This is a genomic window from Lentzea sp. HUAS12, from assembly GCF_024125735.1.
GTDB lineage: Bacteria > Actinomycetota > Actinomycetes > Mycobacteriales > Pseudonocardiaceae > Lentzea > Lentzea albida.
This window is the reverse complement of the sequence record NZ_CP099738.1, coordinates 9,070,127-9,085,621: the sequence shown is the minus strand read 5'-3', so window position 1 is coordinate 9,085,621 and position 15,495 is coordinate 9,070,127. Positions and strand designations below refer to the sequence as shown.

Annotated in this window: 15 protein-coding genes; 3 read left to right on the top strand and 12 right to left on the bottom strand. The window is 71.2% G+C overall.

Annotation, left to right across the window (positions count from 1 at the left end):
• Positions 1-92: 92 nt before the first annotated feature.
• Together pheT and pheS are read right to left on the bottom strand one after the other, a co-directional pair.
• A complete protein-coding gene (pheT, locus tag ND450_RS42755) occupies positions 93-2,570 on the bottom strand; it encodes a phenylalanine--tRNA ligase subunit beta (protein ID WP_253323654.1) in 2,478 nt (825 codons plus the stop codon).
• Positions 2,571-2,575: 5 nt separating this feature from the next.
• Positions 2,576-3,643 carry a phenylalanine--tRNA ligase subunit alpha gene (gene pheS / locus ND450_RS42750; RefSeq protein WP_089923777.1) on the bottom strand — a complete coding sequence of 356 codons (1,068 nt, stop codon included), beginning with the start codon at positions 3,641-3,643 and terminating at the stop codon, positions 2,576-2,578.
• Between the two features lie 132 nt (positions 3,644-3,775).
• Here pheS and ND450_RS42745 point away from each other — a divergent pair, with 132 nt between their 5' ends.
• Positions 3,776-5,527 (top strand): HSP90 family protein, encoded by a 1,752-nt coding sequence (locus ND450_RS42745; RefSeq protein ID WP_253323653.1) that lies wholly within the window; start codon positions 3,776-3,778, stop codon positions 5,525-5,527.
• Positions 5,528-5,529: 2 nt separating this feature from the next.
• Positions 5,530-8,232, top strand: coding sequence for a hypothetical protein (locus ND450_RS42740; RefSeq protein ID WP_253323652.1), 2,703 nt, complete (start codon positions 5,530-5,532; stop codon positions 8,230-8,232).
• On the opposite strand, the gene ND450_RS42735 is transcribed toward ND450_RS42740, so the two are convergent.
• The 5 genes from ND450_RS42735 to infC form a co-directional block, all read right to left on the bottom strand.
• Positions 8,229-9,116, bottom strand: coding sequence for a S41 family peptidase (locus ND450_RS42735; protein WP_253323651.1), 888 nt, complete (start codon positions 9,114-9,116; stop codon positions 8,229-8,231). The genes ND450_RS42740 and ND450_RS42735 overlap by 4 nt on opposite strands.
• Positions 9,117-9,152: 36 nt before the next feature.
• The gene (locus ND450_RS42730; protein ID WP_253328145.1) at positions 9,153-9,995 is read right to left on the bottom strand and encodes an RNA methyltransferase; all 843 of its coding nucleotides are present in this window, start codon (positions 9,993-9,995) and stop codon (positions 9,153-9,155) included.
• On the bottom strand, positions 9,992-10,381 hold the full coding sequence (gene rplT, locus ND450_RS42725) for a 50S ribosomal protein L20 (protein ID WP_089923891.1): 390 nt from the start codon (positions 10,379-10,381) through the stop codon (positions 9,992-9,994). Before rplT ends, ND450_RS42730 begins: the two co-directional genes overlap by 4 nt.
• 67 nt (positions 10,382-10,448) lie before the next feature.
• Positions 10,449-10,643 carry a 50S ribosomal protein L35 gene (rpmI, locus tag ND450_RS42720; protein WP_030474133.1) on the bottom strand — a complete coding sequence of 65 codons (195 nt, stop codon included), beginning with the start codon at positions 10,641-10,643 and terminating at the stop codon, positions 10,449-10,451.
• Between the two features lie 51 nt (positions 10,644-10,694).
• Entirely contained in the window at positions 10,695-11,300 is a 606-nt protein-coding gene (infC, locus tag ND450_RS42715) for a translation initiation factor IF-3 (protein ID WP_089923767.1), read from the bottom strand.
• 300 nt (positions 11,301-11,600) lie between these two features.
• On the opposite strand from infC, the gene ND450_RS42710 reads away from it, so the two are divergent.
• On the top strand, positions 11,601-11,942 hold the full coding sequence (locus tag ND450_RS42710) for a DUF1844 domain-containing protein (RefSeq protein WP_253323650.1): 342 nt from the start codon (positions 11,601-11,603) through the stop codon (positions 11,940-11,942).
• 64 nt (positions 11,943-12,006) lie between these two features.
• On the opposite strand, the gene ND450_RS42705 is transcribed toward ND450_RS42710, so the two are convergent.
• The 5 genes from ND450_RS42705 to ND450_RS42685 all read right to left on the bottom strand — a co-directional run bounded on the left by ND450_RS42705 (position 12,007) and on the right by ND450_RS42685 (position 15,428).
• Complete coding sequence (locus ND450_RS42705; protein WP_253323649.1) at positions 12,007-12,660, bottom strand: hypothetical protein; 654 nt, start codon at positions 12,658-12,660, stop codon at positions 12,007-12,009.
• Positions 12,657-13,247, bottom strand: a complete 591-nt coding sequence (locus tag ND450_RS42700; protein WP_089923754.1) for a hypothetical protein — start codon at positions 13,245-13,247, stop codon at positions 12,657-12,659. Before ND450_RS42700 ends, ND450_RS42705 begins: the two co-directional genes overlap by 4 nt.
• A 75-nt stretch (positions 13,248-13,322) precedes the next feature.
• Positions 13,323-13,703: a RidA family protein gene (locus ND450_RS42695; protein WP_030481733.1), complete on the bottom strand. Its 381-nt coding sequence runs from the start codon at positions 13,701-13,703 to the stop codon at positions 13,323-13,325.
• Between the two features lie 12 nt (positions 13,704-13,715).
• Positions 13,716-14,462 (bottom strand): IclR family transcriptional regulator, encoded by a 747-nt coding sequence (locus tag ND450_RS42690; RefSeq protein WP_253323648.1) that lies wholly within the window; start codon positions 14,460-14,462, stop codon positions 13,716-13,718.
• Complete coding sequence (locus tag ND450_RS42685; RefSeq protein ID WP_253323647.1) at positions 14,463-15,428, bottom strand: sugar kinase; 966 nt, start codon at positions 15,426-15,428, stop codon at positions 14,463-14,465. It lies immediately after the preceding gene.
• Between the last annotated feature and the right edge of the window lie 67 nt (positions 15,429-15,495).

The window sequence follows — 15,495 nt, the reverse complement described above, 5'->3', positions numbered from 1 at the left end:
TACACGCGTACGCGGACTGGAGGTCAGGCCGTTCCTTACGCGAAAAGGCCCGGGATTCTCGAGGAATCCCGGGCCTCACGCACTGTGATCGGTCAGGCGCGGAGTGCGGCGCCCAGACGCTCTGCGGCGGCGGCAACGGCGGCGTCACGGGCCGTCGTCGCCTCCTCCACCGTCAGCGTCCTGTCCGGGGCGCGGAAGCGCAAGGAGTACGCGAGCGACTTCTTGCCCTCGCCCAGCTGCTCACCCGTGTAGACGTCGAACAGGCGGATGTCCTCGAGCAGCTCGCCCGCGGACGCGCCGAGCACCTCGGACACCGACTGCACCGGCACGGAGGCGTCGACGACCAGCGCGACGTCCAGCAGCACCGGCGGGTACGGCGACACCATCGGCGCCGGCCGGTGGTCGTCGAGCGGCAGCGCGTCCAGGTCGAGCTCGAACGCCACGGTCCGCTTGGGCAGGCCGAGCTTCTCGACGACCTTCGGGTGCAGCTCGCCCGCGTGGCCGACGGGCCAGTCGCCGACGCGCAACTCGGCACAACGGCCGGGGTGCCACGGCAGCAGGTCCGACGCCACGACGCGCAGCTTCACGCCGTACGCCTCACCGACGCGGCGGGCGGCCTCGACCGCGTCCGACCACTCGGCGATGCGGCCCTTGCCCCACCAGCCGGCCAGTTCGCGGTGGCCCGTGAGCACACCGGCGACGTGCAGCGGCTGGTTCGGCAGCGCGGCCAGCATCGAGGCGACCTCGGCCTCGGTCGGCCTGCGGTCCACGCCCAGCGACGGCACGGGGACCTGCTGCGCGCGCGGCAGCGTCACCTGGGCGATGTTGTAGAGCGCGACGTCCTTCGCCCCGCGGGCGAGGTTGCGCTGCAACGTCTCCAGCAGACCCGGCAGCAGCGTCGTCGCGAGGACGTTCTTGTCCGCCTCCAACGGGTTCAGCACGCTGACCGTGTCGCGGCGCACGTCGCCCTCGGCGAGACCGAACGCGTCGAACACCGACGGGTCGATGAACGGGAACGGCTTGACCTCGACGAAACCGTCCTCCGCCAGCGTGCGCCACACCGTGCGGCGGCGGCGCTGCTGCTCGGTCAGGCCGCGACCGGCGGGCGCGGGCGGCAGCACGGACGGGATCGTGTCGTAGCCCTCCAGCCGCAGCACCTCCTCCACCAGGTCGGCGGGCTGCACGAGGTCCGCGCGCCACGTCGGCGGCACGGCCGTGACGATCGTCTGGCCCTCCTCCGAGGTGGTCACCGAGACCTGGCAGCCGATCTGGCCGAGACGGCGGGCCGTGACACCCCGCGCGTACCGGACACCGGCGATGCGGTCGGGCAGGTCGATCGGCATCGACACCGGCTCGGGCAGCGCGGGGGCGCCCACGTCGGTGCGGCCGGGCTTGATCTGGCCCTCGGCGTAGTGGTTGAGCAGCTTCGCGGCCCGCTCCAGCGCGACGGGCGCGAGAGCCGGGTCGACGGTGCGCTCGAAGCGCTTCGCGGCCTCGGACGGCAGCTTGTGGCGGCGGACCGTGCGGGCGATGGACGCCGGGTCCCAGTTCGCGGCCTCGAGCAGGATGTCCGAGGAGTTGTCGCCGACCTCGGTCGACGCGCCGCCCATGACACCGGCCAGCGAGATCACGCCGGAGTCGTCGGCGATCACGATGTCGTCGACGTCGAGCGCGCGCACCTGGTCGTCGAGCGTCGTGAGCTTCTCCCCCGCCAGCGCGCGGCGGACCGTCAGCGCGCCCGAGAGCGACGCGGCGTCGAAGGCGTGCAGCGGCTGGCCGAGCTCGAGCATCACGTAGTTCGTGACGTCGACCGGCAGCGAGATCGAGCGCATGCCCGCGAGCATCAGGCGGCGGCGCATCCACCACGGCGTGGGCGCGGTCGGGTCGACACCGGTGACCCGGCGCGCCACGAACCGCGAGCAGCCGGGACGGTCCTCGATGTGGACCGGCCACGCCTCGCCCTCGGGCTCGGGGATCTCGACGACACCGGGGTCGCCGAACGGCACGTCGAGCGCGCACGCGATCTCGCGGGCGAGGCCGCGGACCGAGAACGCGTAACCGCGGTCCGGGGTCGGCGCGAGCTCGATGACGGTGTCGTTCAGGCCGAGCAGCTCCAGGGCGTCGTCGCCGGGCTGCGCGGTGCCGGTGGGCAGCACGAGGATGCCCGAGTGGTCGTCACCGATGCCGAGCTCGTCGGCGGCGCAGAGCATGCCCTGCGACACGCGGCCGTACGTCTTGCGCTCGGCGATCGAGAACCCGCCGGGCAGCACGGCACCGGGCAGCGCGACGACGACCGAGTCGCCCTCGACGAAGTTGGTGGCGCCGCAGATGATCTGGTTGGTCTGCTCGGGACCGACCTCGACCTTGCAGTAGCGGATCGGCTTCTTGAACTCCGTGAGCTCCTCGATCTCGACGACGCGGCCGGCGACGATCGGGCCGGTCACGGGACCGAGCGGGCTCACCTCCTCGACCTCGATGCCGATGCGCGTGAACGCCTCGGCGAGCTCGTCGGGCGTGGGGACTTCGTCGAAACCGAGGTGTTCGACCAGCCAGCTGACCGGGACTCGCATCCGGATCAGGCCTCCGTTCCGAAAGGCTGGGTGAAGCGGACGTCGCCCTCGACCATGTCGCGCATGTCGGGAAGGCCGTTGCGGAACTGCAGGGTGCGTTCCAGGCCCATGCCGAACGCGAAGCCGGAGTAGACGTCCGGGTCGACGCCGCAGGCGCGCAGCACGTTGGGGTTGACCATGCCGCAGCCGCCCCACTCGACCCAGCCGGCGCCGCCCTTCTTCTCCGGGAACCACACGTCGACCTCGGCCGACGGCTCGGTGAAGGGGAAGAAGGAGGGACGCAGGCGGGTCTTCGAGTCCTCGCCGAACATCGAGCGCGCGAACGCGTCGAGCGTGCCCTTGAGGTGGCCCATCGTCAGGCCCTTGTCGACCGCGAGGCCCTCGACCTGGTGGAAGACCGGGGTGTGCGTCGCGTCGAGCTCGTCGGTGCGGAACGTGCGGCCGGGGCACACGACGTAGACCGGCAGTTCGCGGTCGAGCAGCGTGCGGGCCTGCACGGGCGAGGTGTGCGTGCGCAGCACGAGCTGCGAGTCACCCGGCGCGATGTAGAACGTGTCCTGCATCGAGCGGGCCGGGTGGTCCTTGCCGAAGTTCAGCGCGTCGAAGTTGAACCACTCGGTCTCGAGCTCGGGGCCCTCGGCGATCTCGTAGCCCATGGCCACGAAGACGTCGCCGATGCGCTCGGCGAGAGTGGTGATCGGGTGGCGCGCGCCGCGCGGGAAGCGGTCCCAGGGCAGCGTGACGTCGACGGACTCCTCGCGCAGCACCCGCTCGTCGCGCTCGACCTGGAGCACGGCGAAGCGCTCGTCGAACGCGGTCCTGATCGCGGACTGCGCCTCGTTCACCCTCTTGCCCGCCTCGGCCTTGGCCTTGGGGGGCAGGGCGCCGATCTCGCGGCGGGCCAGCAGGACGGGCGACCGGTCCCCGAGGTGGCCGGGCTTGACCGCGGCCAGGGCCTCCAGGTCGGCTGCCCCGGCGAACGCCTCGCGCGCCTTCTGCACGGCGGCGTCGAGGTTCTCGGCCGACAGCGCCGCGACCTGCTTCGGGTCGTACGGGTCGTTGGCTCCGGACATGGTGGTAGGACAGCTCCCGTCACGGACTTGGCAATGAACAGACCGATCCTAGTCGGTGCGCTGTTGACCTCTCCGGAGCGTTCCGTTAAAGAGCGGCACCGGGCCCCCGGTCGTCCCTAGGATGGGCGCATCATGTCGCACACCTTCCGCGTCGACCTGCGCGGCATCATCGACCTGCTCAGCCACCACCTCTACAGCAGCCCGCGCGTCTACGTGCGCGAACTGCTGCAGAACGCCGTCGACGCGATCACGGCGAGGCGCGAGCTCGACCCGTCCTGCCCCGCCGGCGTCACGATCACCTGCGGCTCCACGCTGACGATCACCGACACCGGCGTGGGGCTCACCGAGACCGAGGTCCACGAGCTGCTGTCCACGCTCGGCCGCACGTCGAAGCGGGACGACCTGGGGTTCGCCCGCGAGGGGTTCCTCGGCCAGTTCGGCGTCGGCATGCTGTCGTGCTTCCTCGTCGCCTCGTCCGTGACGGTGATCACGCGCTCGGCGCGCGGTGGTCCGGCCGTCCGGTGGGAGGCGGACTCCTCCGGCAACTACACCGTGTCCGTTGTGGACGGTGACGTGCCGGTCGGCACCACGGTGACGATGAGTGCCTCGCGCGGCAACGAGCACTGGCTCGAAGCCGACGTGGTGCGCCCGCTGGTGGTCGACTACGGCGACCTGCTGCCGGCCGTCGTGACGCTGGACGGCGCTCAGGTCACCCGCGGCGAACGCCCGTGGGACGACGAGGACGCCGACCTCTCCGAGTACTGCGAGCGGGTCTTCGGGTTCACGCCGTTCGAGGCGATCCCGATCGAGGTCGAGGCGGCGGGGCTGACCGGGGTCGCGTTCGTGCTCCCGTCCGGTGTCCACCCCGGAACGCGCCAGACCCACCGCGTCTACCTGAAGCGGATGCTGGTCGGCGACAACGTCGAGGGCCTGCTGCCGGACTGGGCGTACTTCGTGCGGTGCGTGGTCGACGCGTCCTCGATCCGGCCGACGGCGTCACGCGAGGCGCTGTACCAGGACGAGATGCTGCTGGCGGTGCGCGAGGAGCTCGGCGAGCAGATCCGCGACTGGCTGATCCGGCTGGACGCGATCGAACCGCGCCGCGCCGGCGAGCTGCTGGCCGCGCACCACCTGGGCATCAAGTCGCTGGCGCGCACGGACGACGAGATGCTGCGGCTGGTCGAGCGGTGGCTGCCGTTCGAGACCACCGAGGGCGCGATCCCGTTGCGGCAGTTCAAGCGCAAGCACGGCGCGATCCTCTACATCCCGGACGTCGACGAGTTCCACCAGCTCGCGCCGGTCGCCGCCGCGCAGGGCCTGGGCCTGGTGAACGCGGGCTACGCCTACGACATGGAGCTGCTGAACCGGCTCAGCGCGCTGGACGGCCCGTCCGTCGCCCGCCGGGTGGCGCCGACGGAGCTGCTGGCGGCGCTGGCCGATCCCGAACCGGACGTCGAGGCTGCGTTGCGGCTGCGGCTGGCCGAGGGCGCGGCGGCGCTCGACCGGCACGACTGCGACGCGGTGATCCGCGACTTCGACCCGGTCTCGTTGCCCGCCTTGCTGATCACGAACGCCGAGCAGCAGCGCAGGCTCGACACCGAGCAGACCGCGGAGGAGGTGACGGACCCGCTGTGGGCGGAGCTGCTGGGGCAGCTGACCGCGGGCTCCGACTCGTCGCGTCCCGAGCAGCTGGTCCTCAACTGCCGCAACCCGCTCGTGCAGCGGCTGGCACGGCTGACCGACCCGTCGCTCGTCGAGCTGACGCTCGAATCTCTTTACGTGCACGCCGTCCTGCAGGCTCGGCGGGCGATGCGACCGAAGGACACGGCGGCGCTCAACCGCTCGTTCCTGGAACTTCTCGACCGCGCCGTTGGGGGCAAGTGAACATGGCCGACTTCACCGCCGAAGACGCCGAGAGGGCGTTCCTCGACGCGTACAACATGCCGACGGGCATGCCGAAGCACGAGGCGCTGGAACGGGCCGCGCGCATGTCCGACGCGCTCGGGCACCTGCCGCTCGGCGTCTCGTGCCGGACCGCGCTGATCGACTCGGCGTACTACCTGTCGCGCTACGACCTGATGCTCGCGCCGTTCGCGTGGGTGCGGGCCGCGGAGCAGAAGGACCCGGAGGCGTTCAACGAGTACGAGGTCCACTCGCTCAACTGGGCGCACAAGTGGATCGCGACGGGCCTTCGCCGCGACCCGAAGTTCTCGCTGGAGCAGCTGCGGGCCGTGATCGGGCAGCTCGCGGACCGCTACGCGCAGCTCGGCTTCTCGGTGCAGCCGGTGCACGGCGCGCGGGCCGAGTACGCCTACCACGTCGGGGACATGACGGGCCTCGCCGAGCACCTCGGCCGTTACCTCGCGACGGAACGCGGGCCGATGGCGGACTGCGAGGCGTGCGTGGTCGAGGAGCAGGTCTGGATGCTCGCGCGCCTCGGCCGCCACCAGGAGGCCGCCGCACACGGCTGGGAGGGCCTGTCGGGCGACTCCGGCTGCGCCACGCAGCCGCAGGGCATCCTGTCGGCGCTGCTGTGGCCGTTGCTGGAGATCGGCGAGCTGGAGAAGGCCGCGCACGCGCACACCACGGCGTACCGGTTGATCAAGGACGACGACATCACGTCGTACGTGCACGAGCACATCCGGTTCTGCGCCCTGACGGGCAACCTCTCCCGCGGCGAGGACATCCTGCGCCGGTCGCTGCACAAAGTGACGGGCGTGCAGCTGCCGGCCGACGAGATGTCGTTCGCCGAATGCGCTTCCGTTCTGCTGCAACGACTTCCGGCCGACACCGTGTTCGAGGTGCCCGCCGTCGGCACGCGCACGGCCGCCGAGCTGCTCGACCGGCTGTCGAAGCGGGCGCTGCAGCTCGCACGGCAGTTCGACGAGCGCAACGGCACGCCCGCCTGGGTCGAGCGGATCACCAGGTCGCTGGAGCAGGCCGACTACCCGGCCGTCGAGCTCGCGGTGCCCGCCGCCCCGGTGGCCGCGTCCGCCGAGGAGTCGGTCGTGTCCGGCGACCCGGTGGAGATCGCCGAGTCGATGGTGGCGCTGTACGACCAGGGCGACTTCGTGAAGGCGCGGCGGATGCTCGACTCGCTGCCCGCGGACATGGACTCGTTGCTGCCGCCGGACCTCGCGGCGCACGCGGGCATCCGGCGGATGACGACCGGCCTGGTCCCGTTCGACCACGAGGCGTTCGACCAGCTGCTGACGGCACTGCCCGCCGACCTGGCGCTGCGCTACCAGGCGCGGCTCGCGATGGGGCTCGAAGGCGGCCGTGAGCTCGCGGAGAAGTGCCTCGCCGAGGCGACGTCGGACTACACGCGGACGGTCGCGGCGCTGTCGCTGGCCGAACTGCTCGACAACGAGCACGCGCACGAGCGGGCCGACGAGATGCTCGCGCTGGCGTCCTCTTTGGACGTTCCGGAGCTGCGCGGCCGCGTCGCCGTCGACACTGCGGAGCACAAGGCGCGCCAGCAGGATCTGGAAGGCGCGTACGCGGACGTCCTCACCGCCATGGCGGGCGAGCTGCGGCCGAACGCCCGGTTCGAGGGCTACCGGCTGCAGCTGCGGCTGGAGACCGTGCTGCAGAAGGTGCCCGAGGCGGTGGCGACGGCCCGCGCGTTCGTGGCGGCGTTCCCGCTGCCGGAGTCCGCGGAGGCGCGCTGGTTCCAGGTCGCGGCGATCCAGGAGCTCGACCAGGAGGGCGCCTGCCTGGGCGACCTGCGCGACGCCGTGGCGATCTCGCGCGTGCACCTCTCCCCCGGCCACACCGCGCACTTCTGCTTCGCGCTGAGCGGCGGCTACGTGCAGACGGACCGGTTCGTCGAGGCCGCCGAGGTGCTCGAGGAGTCGTTGCGGCTGCTGCAGGACGGCCAGGAGGACCTGCGGCTGCAGGTCGTGTTCCGGCTCGGGCAGGTGTGCCGCAAGCTGGGCGAGTTCCCGGCGGCCGAGCGGTACCTGCGCGAGGCGGTCGGCCTGCTGCCGCCCGAGGAGACGGGCCGCCGGGCGTTCCTGCTCGACGCGCTCGCCTCGGTGCAGGGCAGGCTGGACAAGCACGACGAGGCCATCGCGTCGTGGCGGGCCGGTGCCGCGCTGTGGCAGCAGGAGGGCAACCTCTCGGAGGCCATCGGCTCGCTGGTCGAACTGGCGTCGAACCTGCCCGACGACGAGGTGACGGAGACGCGCGCGGCCGTGGACGACGCCGAGGCGTTGCTGCCGAAGCTCGACGACCCGACCGAGGTCACGCGGCGGCAGGCCGAGATCGCCGCGATCCGCGCGTGGGTGCACGGCCAGGTCGGCGAGTTCGCGCTGGCGATGAAGGAGTACCGCGACGCCGAGGCGCTCGTGGTGTCGCTGGGCGACGAGGGCTGGCGCGTGTTCGTCGTGCTGAAGGCGGCGAACATGCTCCTCAACGCGGGCGACGCCGAGGGCGCGGAGGCCGAGGCGCGCCGGGCGGCGTCGTTGCTGCCCGACGACCACCAGGTCGGCAACGTGCTGTCGATGCTGTCGGAGGCGTTGCGGCGGCAGAACAAGCCGTCCGGCACGGACCCGCTGGTGCGCGAGCTGACCGCCCGCCTCGACTAGCTGGTCTTCGCGGTCGCCTCCTCGTAGGCGACCGCGAAGGCCTCGTCGGCGGGCACCTGGATGTGCGGGACGACGCCGACGCCCTCCCAGTTGGTGCCCGAGATCGGGTTGATCGCGCGGCCGTTCGGGATCGACGACTTGAGGTGCGGGCCGACGCGGTAGCGCTCACCGGGGTGGGCGCCGCCCTTCGTGGTCTCGCCGATCAGGGTGGCGCGCTCGTTCTGCTGGAGGTTGTAGCTCAGTTCCTCGGCTCCGGAGAACGTGCGGCTGCTCGTGAGGACGTAGACGGGCTTCTTGCCGCCGAACTTCGGGCCCGGCACGTGCGGGAGCGTCCAGTACTGCTGGGTGGAGTCGTCCGGGCGGTTGTAGATGTCGTTGAGGTGCACCTGCTCGTCGAACAGGTAGCTGCAGATCAAGGCGACCGTGTTCGGGTCACCGCCACCGTTGCGGCGCAGGTCGATGATCAGCGCGTCGGTGTGCGCGAGCAGGTTCATCGCGGCGACGTAGGCCGGGGTTGCGATCTCGGCGTCATGCAGCAGGCGGAGGTCGAGCAGGCCGATGTTGCCCTCGAGCCGCTCGACGCGGTGGATGCCGAACGCGTCGAGCTCGGCTTCCTTCTTGTACGCCACCGGGTCCCACGCCGTCTCCTGGCCCGTCTCCGGCACCTCCTCGGCGCTGTAGAGCAGCCGCAGGTGCTTGTCGCCGTTGACCGACTGCAGGTCCGCGGTCACCTTGGCCGCGAACTCCTCGTCGTCGTCCACATCGGAGTAGGCGCCTTCGTCGAGGCGGGTCCGCAGGACCTTCGCGATCTCGCCGGCCGTGTCCGGGAAGACGTAGTAGGAGGCGAGCTGGGAGCAGAGGAGTTCGATCTCGGGTTCGCGCACGGGCGCACACTAACGGCGCGCCCGGCACCCGTCAGCTCAATTCCGCTGGTCCCTGGCGGAGGCGTAGAGGCACACCGCCGCGGCCGTCGCGAGGTTCAGGCTCTCGGCGGCGCCGTAGAGCGGCACCTTCAGCGACGTGTCCAGCTTCGCGATCACGTCGTCGGGCAGGCCGTGGGCCTCGCTGCCGAAGACCCACGCCGTGGGCTGGGCGAGGTCGCCCTTGGCCGAGGCCTCGACGATGTCGTGCTCGGCGTAGCCGTCGGCGGCGACGAGCCGCAGGCCCGCCTGGCGGCACGCGGCGAAGACCTCGTCCGCGTCGCGGGACCGGGCGATCGGCAGGTGGAAGAGCGAGCCGGTGGAGGCGCGCACGCACTTGCCGTTGTGCGGGTCGACCGTGTCGCCGACGAAGATCACCGCGTCCGCGCCGGCCGCGTCGGCCACGCGCGTGACGGTGCCCGCGTTGCCGGGGTCGGAGATGCCGTGCAGCACCGCGACGAGACGCGGGGTGCCCTGCAGCGCCGCGGCGAGGGGCTGCGGGACGGCGTCGCAGACCGCGATGATGCCCTGGGGCGTCACGGTCTCCGACAGCGAGTCGGCGGCCTTGTCGGTGACCTCGCTGATCCGGACGCCCTTGTCCACGGCGGTCTGGAGCAGTTCGGCGTTGCGTTCCGCGGCCGTCGCCGTGACGAAGAGCTCGTGCACCTCGCCCTTGTCCCAGGCGAGCGCTTCACGCACGGACTGGGCGCCCTCGACGAGGAACCGACCGGCCTTGTCGCGGCCCTGGCGGCGAGTCAGGTGGCGAGCAGCAACGACCCGAGGCGTCCGTTCGGTGAACGGATCTGCCTCGGGTCGGTAGTACCCGCGTGGGTGCTGGCTCAGGCGTTGTCCCCGGCCGGAGCGTTCACGTCGGCCGGGAGCGCCTTGCGGGCGATCTCGACGAGCGCCGTGAAGGCGGTGGCGTCGTGGACGGCGAGGTCCGCGAGGATCTTGCGGTCGACCTCGACGCCGCCCAGGCGCAGACCCTGGATCAGGCGGTTGTAGGTCATGCCGTTCGCGCGGGACGCAGCGTTGATGCGCTGGATCCACAGCTTGCGGAAGTCGCCCTTGCGCGCACGCCGGTCGCGGTACGCGTAGTTGAGCGAGTGGAGCACCTGCTCCTTGGCCTTGCGGTACAGCCTCGAGCGCTGGCCGCGGTAACCGCTCGCCAGCTCAAGGGTGGTACGACGCTTCTTCTGGGCGTTTACAGCCCGCTTGACGCGTGCCACGGGTCCATCCTGTCGATCTCATGGGGGCGGAGTCGGGGTCCGCCCCGAGTTGCTAGGGGTAGAACGGTCAGAGACCGAGCAGCTTCTTCAAGCGCGGCGCGTCGGCGGGCGACACGACGGTCGTGCCGGCCATGCGGCGGGTCTCCCGGCTGGACTTGACCTCCAGGCGGTGGCGCTTGCCCGTCTTCTCACGGACGATCTTCCCGCTGCCGGTGACCCGAACTCGCTTCGAGGTCCCCTTGTGCGTCTTGTTCTTCGGCATTTCCGTCCTCGTCTTGTGCTACCCACCGGGGCGGGGGGCGGACCTGCGTCCTTATTCGGCAGCTTCGCCGGCGTCGTCAGCGACGTCGTCGTCCTGCTTCACCGGACGCGCCTTGATGTTCTTGTGCGGCGCCAACACCATGATCATGTTGCGGCCGTCCTGCTTCGGGTTGGACTCCACGAAGCCGAGCTCCGCGACGTCCTCCGCCAGCTTCTGCAGCAACCGGTAACCGAGTTCGGGGCGCGACTGCTCGCGACCGCGGAACATGATGGTCACCTTGACCTTGTTCCCGTGCGAGAGGAAGCGGGCCACGTGGCCCTTCTTCGTCTGGTAGTCGTGCGGGTCGATCTTCGGCCGGAGCTTCTGCTCCTTGATCACAGTCAGCTGCTGGTTCCGACGAGACTCGCGGGCCTTCTGCGCCGTCTCGTACTTGAACTTGCCGTAGTCCATGAGCTTGCAGACCGGCGGTCGAGCCTGCGCGGCGACCTCGACGAGGTCCAGATCCGCTTCCTGCGCGAGTCGGAGTGCGTCCTCGATGCGAACGATCCCGACCTGCTCGCCGTTCGGTCCGACCAGACGGACCTCAGGCACGCGGATTCGGTCGTTGATGCGCGGCTCGGTGCTCGCGGGAGCACCTCGGTTCGAGGGACTTGTCATTCACGTCCTTTGAGACTCGTTTGCGCCAAAGACAAGAGCCCCGTCGTCGATGTCGACGACAGGGCCCGCTTCCGACCGATCACACTCCTGACCGCTGGACGCCCGTGCGCCCTGACCGCCAGGAGGACCGGACCCGGCCACCTCAAGAAGCGGTGATCGCGGGTGGGAGCGGGGCTCCACTTGCCGCTCTCGCACTAACGAGAGCTGGTCGCGTCGGAAATACTAGCAGACGCTCTTGTCAACCCCCGAATCGCGGCCTGTGACGTCGGTCCTGCCAGGGCACTTGCTTGAATGTAGGGCGTGACCGATCCGCTTGAAGAAGACGTCCGCGACCTGGGCGACGTACCCAGCATCGAGGTGATCAGCCGGGCCGCGGTGATGCTGCTGTCCGCCTCGGCGGACCGCCTGGGCCTCGCCGACCCGGACCCCGACAACTCCCCGCGCCGCGACCTCGACGAGGCCCGCCGCCTGATCACCGGCCTCGCCGGCCTGGTCACCGCGACGTCGGAGTACCTCGGCCCGCACGCGGCGCCGTTGAAGGACGGCCTGCAGTCCGTGCAGCGCGCGTTCCGCGAGGCGTCGGCGGTGCCGGACGAGCCGGGGCAGGGGCCGGGCGAGAAGTTCACGGGTCCCGTCTACTGACGTCCGCGCGGTCCTCGGCGGTGTGGAGCCGGCGAGGACCGCGTGTTCGGCGAGTGAGCCGTCGTCACTCGGCCCGCACCACGACCGGTTCCCACGGCTCCGCCTTCACCTGGAACACCGCGCTCGCCCGCTGCCCCGTCGCCGCCCGGAACGTGATCGCGGACCCGTTGTACAGCGGTCCGATCTCGAGGTGCTCGGCCGGCGGCTCGTCGTACTGCGACAGCCCGAGCACGCGGCTGCCCGGCACCACGGACAAGGTGAGCTGCTGGATGACGGCCGGTCCGCCGAAGTAGCTCAGCCGGAACTCGTCGGGCGCGCCGGGCGTGATCGCGAACGTCGGCTCGCCGACGCGGCTGCGCTGGGAGGCGAGGGCCTCGACCACCTCGTTGACCTGCGTCGTCACCTGGTGGGCGATGGCCTGGGCCTCGTCCGCCAGCGCCCGGGACGCCGCGGCCTCCTGCGCAGCCCTGCCCACGGCCTCCTCGGCCTTGCCGGCCGACTTCTTGCTCTCCTCCGCCGCCGTCCTGGCCTGCAGGGCGGCCGACGTGGCCTGTTCGACGGCCTTGCGCGCGGCGGCCGCCTCCTCCTGGGCCTTGAGTGCCGCCTCGGCCGACTCGCGGGCGGCGTCCTGGGCGCGCTTGGCCTCGCGGGCCTGCCACAGCGACACGGCCACCGCGCACATCGCGACGACGGCGGAGATCACGGCGAGGGCGATCATGCCCGCACCCCCACGGAGGCGAGCTGGCGTCGCGCGAGCTCGTCGATCACGTCCGTGTCGCCCGTGCGCCAGGCGACCGCCGGGTCGCCGTCGAACCGGCCGAGCTCCCGCGGCGACAACGACGTGAGCGCGCGGAGGGCGAGGAGGTCGGGCTTGTCGCGCAGGCGGGCGGTGTTCGCGGCCTTGCGGGCGTAGCGCAGGCGCAGCGGCAGCCAGGTGACGAGCAGGAACAGGACCGGCACGGCGACCAGCGCGGCCGCGAGCCAGAACGCGGACTCCTCGACGACGCCGATCTGCGCGTTGCCCGCGTTGGTGAGCGTCTCGCCGGCCTTGCTGCCGTTGCCGAGCGCCCCGGCGAGGTCCTCGCCCACGAAGGGAACGCCCCGGGCCTTGCCGGCGGCGTTGGTGAACGCGTCGCGGATGCTGCCACCCGCGTTGACCAGCCCGTCCCCCGGCGCCCGCAGTTCGAGCACCCAGTCGTGGACCGTCGTCGCCACCCAGATCCAGAGCGCGACCCAGCCGACGGCGAGGAGGTCGGCGATCAGCTGACGCGTGAACCTGACAGGTCTGTCCGCGTACCACTTCATGCCCGGATCGTGTCACAACGGCAACGGCGGCCCGGAGTCCAGCTGAGACCGGGGGCCGCCGTTGCGACGAACAGCTCAGTCGACGACGGCCAGCGCGTCGATCTCCACCAGCAGACCGGCGGGCAGCCCGACGTAGACGGTGGTGCGGGCGGGCGCCGGGTCCGTCACGAACTCGCCGTACACCTCGTTGAGCTCCGCGAAGTGCGCGGTGTCGGTGAGGTAGACGCGGATCATGACGACGTCGTCGATGGACGCGCCACCGGCGGCGAGAACGGCGTGCAGGTTCGCGAACGTCTGGCGCGTCTGCTCGGCGACGGTGGTGCCGACGATCTCACCCGACTTCGGGTCGAACGCGACCTGGCCCGCGACCTGCAGGATGTTGCCCTTGCGCACACCCTGCGAGAAGCGCGCCACCGGCTGCGGAGCGTCAGCGGTCTTGATCTCTACCTTGGACAACGGATTTCCCCTTTACCTTGGAACAAAACCGCATTCGACCGAAGCGGCCTCGGCGGTGGCGAGCAGGTCTGGCAGGTGTGAGAGCAGGCCGTCGTAGTCGAGCAGCACCTTCGGCACGGACATCGAGACGGCCGCGAGCACCTCGCCGCGCGCACCCCTGATCGGGGCGGCGATGCAGTGGATGAAGTCCTCGTGCTCGGAGTTGTCGACGGCGTAACCGTTGGCGCGCACGCGATCCAGCTCGGCGAGGTACGCGGCGGGGCCCAGGATGGTGTTCTCGGTCAGCTTCGGGAACTCCATGCCCGCCAGCACCTTCTGCAGCGCGGACGCGGACAGGTCGGCCAGCAGGACCTTCGCCACGGCCGTGCAGTGCAACGGCGCGCGGCGGCCGATGCGCGAGTACATGCGCATCTGGTGCCGCGACTCGTACTTGTCGATGTAGATCACCTCACCGTCCTCGTAGGACGCGAGGTGGACGGTGTGGCCGAGGCGGGAGTTCAGCTCGCGCAACGCCGGTTCGGCCGCGCGGCGGACGTCGCGTTCCTCCAGGGCGAGGTTCGCGAGGTCGAAGAGGGCGGTGCCGAGGCGGTAGTGGTGCACGCCGTCGCGTTGGACGAACCGGTGCGACTCCAGGGTGCGCAGCAGGCGCAACGTCGTCGACTTGTGCACGCCGATGACACCGGACAGCTCGTCCAGCGTCTTCGGTCCCGTCGCGAGCTGGCTCACCAGGGTGAGCGCTCTGTCGAGGCTCTGGCTCATTCAGACCTCCAGGCGGGCGGACGCCCAGGTCCGCGGGTCGGCGCGCAGCAGCGGATCCGTCACGTCGTCCGGCAAAGGATCTCCGACGTCCTCCGCGGTGAGCAAAGCGGACGCCGCCTGGAGGTGCCCGGCGCGCAGCCGCACCGACGGGCCCTCCCCCGCCAGGGTGGCCGCGAGGAAGCCCGCCGCGAACGCGTCACCCGCGCCGACCGGCTCCACGACCTCGACCTTCAGCGCCGGTTCGAAGTACGACGCGCCGTCTTCCAGCAGCGTCGCCCCGTCGGCGCCCTGCTTCACCACCAGCGACACCGGGCCGGGCAGCAGCTGCCGCAGCCGCTGGGGATCTCCGGTGCCCCACACCAGTTCGGCCTCGTCGGACCCGGCCAGGACGACGTCCGCCAGGTCCGCGAGCTCGCGCAGCACGCGGGGGTCGCGGCCTGCCCACAGGGCGGGCCGCCAGTTCAGGTCGAACGAGATCCGGAACCCGTGCCGCGGCCTGCGCAGCAGCTCGCGCATCATCGCGAGGCACGAGTCGGACAGGGCGGGCGTGATGCCGCTGACGTGCACCAGCTTCACCTCGCCGAGGCCGAGGCGGTCGATCATCTCGAGCCCCATGCCCGAGGCCGCCGAGCCGCGCCGGTAGTAGCGCACCGGGCTGCCGTGCGGCGAGGCCTCCTTGACGTAGAGGCCGGTCGGGCGGGTCGGGTCGACCCGGACCTGCGAAACGTCCACGCCGTAGCCGCCCACGGTGTCGAGCACCGCCATGCCGAACGAGTCGTCGCCGACGGCGCTGACCCAGGACGACCGCACGCCGAGGCGCGTCAGGTGCATGGCGACGTTGGACTCGGCGCCCCCGACGGCGCGATGCCACGTGCGCACCAGATGCACGGGTCCGGGCTCAGCCGGAACCATCATCACCATGGTCTCGCCGAGACACACGACACCGCCGACGTGATCGAACCGCATGCGCGCTCCAGAGGTGTTCGTTGACGGCGGCGAGACCGAATGCTACACAACTCAGCATCACATCGCG